At 34.4% G+C, this 5,896-nt stretch carries 4 protein-coding genes; 2 read left to right on the top strand and 2 right to left on the bottom strand.

What is annotated here, in order from left to right; translation table 11 throughout:
- Both SOY52_RS04695 and SOY52_RS04700 read right to left on the bottom strand, forming a co-directional pair.
- Positions 1-680, bottom strand: a 680-nt coding sequence (locus SOY52_RS04695) for a response regulator transcription factor (RefSeq protein ID WP_320847821.1), incomplete at its 3' end; no start/stop codon positions are given.
- Entirely contained in the window at positions 667-2,307 is a 1,641-nt protein-coding gene (locus tag SOY52_RS04700) for a sensor histidine kinase (RefSeq protein WP_320847822.1), read from the bottom strand. The genes SOY52_RS04700 and SOY52_RS04695, both read right to left, overlap by 14 nt.
- A 157-nt stretch (positions 2,308-2,464) precedes the next feature.
- Here SOY52_RS04700 and SOY52_RS04705 point away from each other — a divergent pair, with 157 nt between their 5' ends.
- The gene (locus SOY52_RS04705) at positions 2,465-3,976 is read left to right on the top strand and encodes a glycine hydroxymethyltransferase (protein ID WP_320847823.1); all 1,512 of its coding nucleotides are present in this window, start codon (positions 2,465-2,467) and stop codon (positions 3,974-3,976) included.
- A gap of 120 nt (positions 3,977-4,096) precedes the next feature.
- Positions 4,097-5,896, top strand: a 1,800-nt coding sequence (ygfK, locus tag SOY52_RS04710) for a putative selenate reductase subunit YgfK (RefSeq protein WP_320847824.1), incomplete at its 3' end; no start/stop codon positions are given.

Consider the following 5,896-nt stretch of genomic DNA (forward strand, 5'->3'; position numbering starts at 1 on the left):
TTTTGGAATCCACACTTTGGTGCTATTTCAGAGATATTTACACCTCCTTCCTTCATCATATCAATAGCCATATTAAGTCTATAGCCATTTAAGTACTGTAAGAAGTTAATTCCAGTTACTTCTTTAAAAAGAGTAGAAAGATGGTTTTCTGATAGCCTAATATACTCTGCTGCATCTGCAAGACCAATTGGCTTTTCATAGTTTTCTTTAATATATGCGACAATGCAACTAATTTGATGGTTATGAAATCCTGTTGGAAGATTAATTCTAAAAGCACCGTCTTCTTGCTTTTCACTTTTATGTTCTTCTCTAATTTTATCAGCAAGGGTGCTACAAACCTTTAATAACTCCTCGTCGTCAACTGGTTTTTCTAAATAGTCATATACTCCAAGTTGAATAGCCTTTCTTGTGTATTCAAAATCTGTATAACCAGACAAAACTAACACATTTTGATCGAGGAGTGGACATTTAGAGACCATAGTAAGTCCGTCCTGAAGAGGCAGTCTGATATCTGTAATAACAATATCAGGGTTATATTCTTTTATTATTTTTTCTCCCATTACTCCGTCTTCTGCTGTGGCAACTACACTTACTCCAATAGACGCCCAGTCGACAGTAGTAACGAGTTCTTCAAGTATTAATTTCTCGTCCTCTACAATTACAAGACTAAGTGTTTCCATTTTGTTCCTCCTCAATAGGTGTTGTAATATACACTGCAAAGCCTTTATTTTGACCGGTATCAACTAGAAATGAAAAATTATTTCCATATCTGAGCTGAAGCCTTCTATATATGTTGTATATCCCTACATGACTACTATCTTTAAGCAATTCCATATTGCTAAACATTTCAGGATTATTCATTCCACAACCATCATCTTTGATAGTTATATATAATTTATTTAAAACTATTTTTATATCAATTTCAATTGTAACACCCCCCATTCCAGGCTCAAGACCGTGGACAACAGCATTCTCAACTAATGGCTGTATTACAAGTTTTGGTGTAATTATTTTATCAAGAGGAGTATCGTGAGTATTGATTACATAGTTTAAGCGTTCGCTAAAACGAATTTTTTGAATACTTAAATAACTTTTAGTTAACTCTATTGATTCTGATAATAGACAAGTAGAGGAGTGGTTCTTTAATGAAGAACGAAGTAGTTTACCTAGCTGAAGTGAAATAGTATAAATTTCAGTTTCATTATGAAGCTTAGCTAAAGCTTTAATTGTATTTAAGGTATTAAAGATAAAGTGAGGATTAAGTTGGCTTTCTAATGCCTTCCTTTCTGCCTCTGCCGCTTTAGCTTCCTCTTCACTTTTACTCTGAATTAAGTAGATAATCTTGGTGATCATTGTATTAAAAGAGGCTGCAAGTTCATCGAATTCAGTGATTCCTGTTTCATCAAGATAGATATTTAAATTTCCTTCCTCAACATATTTCATGTTTTTTATCATGTTATTTATTCGTTTAGACATTGAGTGAGAAAAGATAAATGATAATATAATCGATACAAGAGTTCCTAAAAAAAGAGCTATTGTAATCGATGTAAATAATCGTTCAGAATTGCCTTTGAAAATTGAAGTATCGATATAACCAACGATAGAAAATAAGCCAGAAGGGAAGTGGTAATAATACTTTTGAATTGAATCATCTCTTAAAAATGGGAATTTATCGAAGCTTCCATACATATTAGGGTGGTTTAATGAAAAGGCTGAGTACAAGGTGTTATCAACTAAAATAACATCTTTAAAGATACTTCCATTAGTTAATTCAGGTATTACCGCATCTGTATAAACATCTACGATAACATAGCCTATTAATTCATCATTTTCAGAAAAAATATTTCTTAAAATAGAAAAAAGAATCTGTTCATCATTTTCATTTACTCTATGGTCTCCAATAAAAAATAGTGAGGTTCTCCCTAAATCTCTTCTTGTGGAGGCTTCAGCAATAATGTTTTTTCTATTCCATTCATTAGTTTGGAATCTAGTATCATATTCAGATGGAAAAATTCCCGATGAAAGACGACACTTTCCTGATAGCGATACAATATGAGCGTCACAGTTTTTATTATCAGAGTTTAACATGAGATAAATTGAATTATAAATTTGAGACGATTCACTATCTTCTAAAACATCATCTAAGAGTGCATTAATTACATTTTCATCTGTACTAATAGTATAGGCAATGTGTCTATACTCCTCCATTTTCTTTTCAATTAGAGTTCCATCTGATTTAATTAAAATCTTTGCCTGTTGCTCTAATGCACCATAAACACCCTTAGAGGTATAGTAATTATAAAACATTAGAAATATGAAAATAGGAATGAACATAATAATAATAAAGTATATTAATAGTCTTCCTGATATTTTTGTTGAGTGTCTGTGCATGAGACTATCATACCACAACCAATTGCATAATAAGGATATTTTTAATAATCTATTTTTCTGTTAGGAGGATTCTATGGAAAGTATCACAAAAAAATATGTTTCATCCCATTTAAATGACTTTACCCCTGAAATGGTAATGTACCTCTCTCAGCTAGAGTTAGTTGCCTCAAGAGATAAAGATATTGCAAGACTAATTGTTAAAGAACTTGAAGATCAGAGAGAAAATGATCTAAAGCTTATTGCAAGCGAAAATTTCTCATCTCTTGCGGTTCAAGCCGCTATGGGAAATCTTTTGACCGATAAATATAGTGAAGGTTTTCCTTTCCATAGATTCTATGCAGGTTGTCAAAATGTCGATGAAATTGAATCGATTGCATGTGAAAAGGCGAAAAAGCTATTTGGTGCAGAACATGCTTATGTGCAACCACACTCTGGTGCAGATGCAAACCTTTGTGCATATTGGGCAATATTAAATCAAAGAGTAATGGTTCCTACTCTTGAGGAAATGGGTGTTGAAAATGTAAATCATATGACCCGTGATGATTGGAACAAAATTAGAACAGCTCTACATAACCAAAGATTACTTGGCCTTGATTATTACTCAGGTGGCCACTTAACTCATGGTTATAGACAAAATATTTCAGCTCAGCTCTTTGACGCTTACTCTTATACAGTTAATAAAGAAACTAATTTATTAGACTATGAAGAAATTGAAAAAATGGCTCAAGAAGTTAAGCCATTAATCTTGCTCGCTGGATATTCAGCTTATCCAAGAAAGATAAACTTTAAAACTCTAAGTGAAATTGCTCACTCTGTAGGTGCTGTTTTTATGGTTGATATGGCTCACTTTGCAGGTCTTGTTGCGGGAGGAGTTTTTACAGGTGAATACTCACCGTTCCCTTGGGCTGATGTAGTTACTACAACAACACATAAAACACTTCGTGGACCACGTGGTGGTATGATTTTATGTAAAGAAGAGTTTGCTGAATCTGTAGATAAGGGTTGCCCACTTGTAATTGGAGGACCTCTTCCTCACGTTATGGCTGCCAAAGCAATTTGTTTTGAAGAGGCATTAAGCGACTCATATAAAGATTATGCTAATCAAATTGTTAAGAACTCTCAGGCTTTAGCAAAGGCTTTTATTGATGAAGGTGCAACAGTTTTAACAGGTGGAAGTGATAACCACTTAATGCTTTTGGATGTAAGTCCTTTTGGGTTAAATGGTCGAATGAGTGAAACTCTACTTAGAGAGTGTGGAATTACACTTAATAGAAATGCTCTTCCTTTTGATAAAAATGGTCCTTGGTATACTTCTGGATTACGTATTGGAACTCCTGCAGTTACCACATTAAATATGAAAGAAGAAGAGATGAAGGAAATTGCATCAATTATCATAAAGGTGTTAAAGAATGCACATCCTGTAAAGCTAACAAAAGGAGAGAAGGCGGGTACGCTGAGCAAAAATAAAGCAAAATGCCCACCTGAAATAATGGCAGAGGCAAAGGAAAGAGTTAATAAACTTTTGAAAAAGTTTGTACTCTATCCTGAGTTGGATTTAGAATTCTTGAAAGAACAATTTAATTAATTTTTTACAAGCTGCTCTAATCGGGCAGCTTTAATTATGTTGCGATTTGTTGCAATTCTTTGTTGACTTATCATCAAAGTAAGGTACAATGAAATTAGATAAACCAAATGGAGGCTTATTATGGCTGATAAAATGCGTCCAGTTCCTTTCCTTAATCTTCTAGAAAGGATCGTCGGTGAGTACAGAAATGAAGGTTCTGTTTTCTCTATTCATGAAAGTGAGTTTTATAAAAGTAAAAAAGATAAGAGTGTAAAAGTATTCACTCAAGAGTGTGTAACTCCATTAGGCCCTGCAGCAGGTCCTCATACTCAGCTTGCACAAAATATTATTGCTGCATACCTTACAGGTGCAAGATTTATCGAGCTTAAAACAGTTCAAATTATGGATACTCTTGAGATTGCAAAGCCTTGTATCGATGCACGTGATGAAGGTTATAACGTTGAGTGGTCAACAGAATATACTCTACCAAAAGCTTATGATGAATATCTAAAAGCCTGGATTTTATTACACGTTATTGAAACCCTTATGCAAGGTGGCAAGTTTGATCATCCTTCTTTTATTTTCAACATGAGTGTTGGATATAATCTTGAGGGAATTAAAACTGAAAGAATGCAGAAGTTCATTAACTCAATGCTTGATGCAGATGTTGATGGAAGATTTGATACATATATTTCTGATCTTAAAAAGGTTTTAGAGCCAGGTTATTTCGATGGTACTCCTTGGGAAGGCTTAGAGAGTAAAGTAATCGAAATGCTTCCAAAAATTAGTAAAAGGATTAGCCCATCTGTCACTATTTCTACAATGCACGGCTGTCCTCCAAAGGAAATTGAAGCAATTTGCACATATATGCTTAGTGAAAAGCATATTGATACATTTGTAAAATTAAATCCTACTCTTTTAGGTTTTGATGAAGTAAGAAAGATTCTTGATGATCTTGGATACACATATGTTGGACTCAAGAGAGAGAGTTTTGAGCATGATTTACAGTATCCAGATGCAGTTAGTATGCTTACTCGCTTGATTGCCTTAGCTAAGAAAGAAGGTAAGGGTTTTGGTGTTAAGCTTACTAATACTCTTGGCTCTGTTAATGACCAAGGTGTTCTTCCTGGTGAAGAGATGTATATGTCTGGTAGAACTCTTCTACCTATCTCAACTAGTGTTGCACTTCGCTTGAGTAAGGAATTTGATGGAAAACTACCTATTTCATACTCCGGTGGTGCAAATGCATTAACAGTTAAAGACTTATTTGAAGCAGGTATTCATCCAATTACTTTAGCTACAGATATGCTTAAGCCAGGTGGATACAATAAGATGAACCAGCTTTGTGAAATCGTGAATGATAGTAACGGTTGGTCTATGGATAGTATTGATATTGAAAAGCTTAGTGCTTTAAATGCCAAGGCTAGAGATAGAAAGAACTATATTAGTAAGGATTTCAGAGGTACTAATAAGGCTAAAGATAATACTCCTCTACCATTAACTGACTGTTATGTATCTCCATGTGTTAGTGCATGTCCAATTCATCAGGATATTCCTGAATATATTCAGCTCATGGGTGAAGGTAAGGTTGCTGAGGCACTTGCAGTTATCCTAGATAAGAATGCTTTACCAAATATTACAGGTTGGATTTGTGATCATCAGTGTCAGAACCACTGTACAAGACTTGACTATGAAGGTCCTGTAAAGATTAGGGAAATGAAGAGACTTGCAGCTTTAGAAGGTCTTGAAGAATATTTAAATGAAATTTGGGTAAAGCCAGATGAACCAGCTGATGTAAAGGCTGCAGTAGTTGGTGCAGGTCCTGCAGGTTTATCAGCAGCTCTATTCTTAGCAAGAGCAGGCTTTAAGACTGAAATCTTTGAAAGAGAAAAGAGTGCAGGTGGTGTTGTATCTAACATTATTCCTGAATTCAGAATTCCT

This window comes from Bullifex sp. (genome assembly GCF_034103065.1).
Lineage (GTDB): Bacteria > Spirochaetota > Spirochaetia > Sphaerochaetales > Sphaerochaetaceae > Bullifex.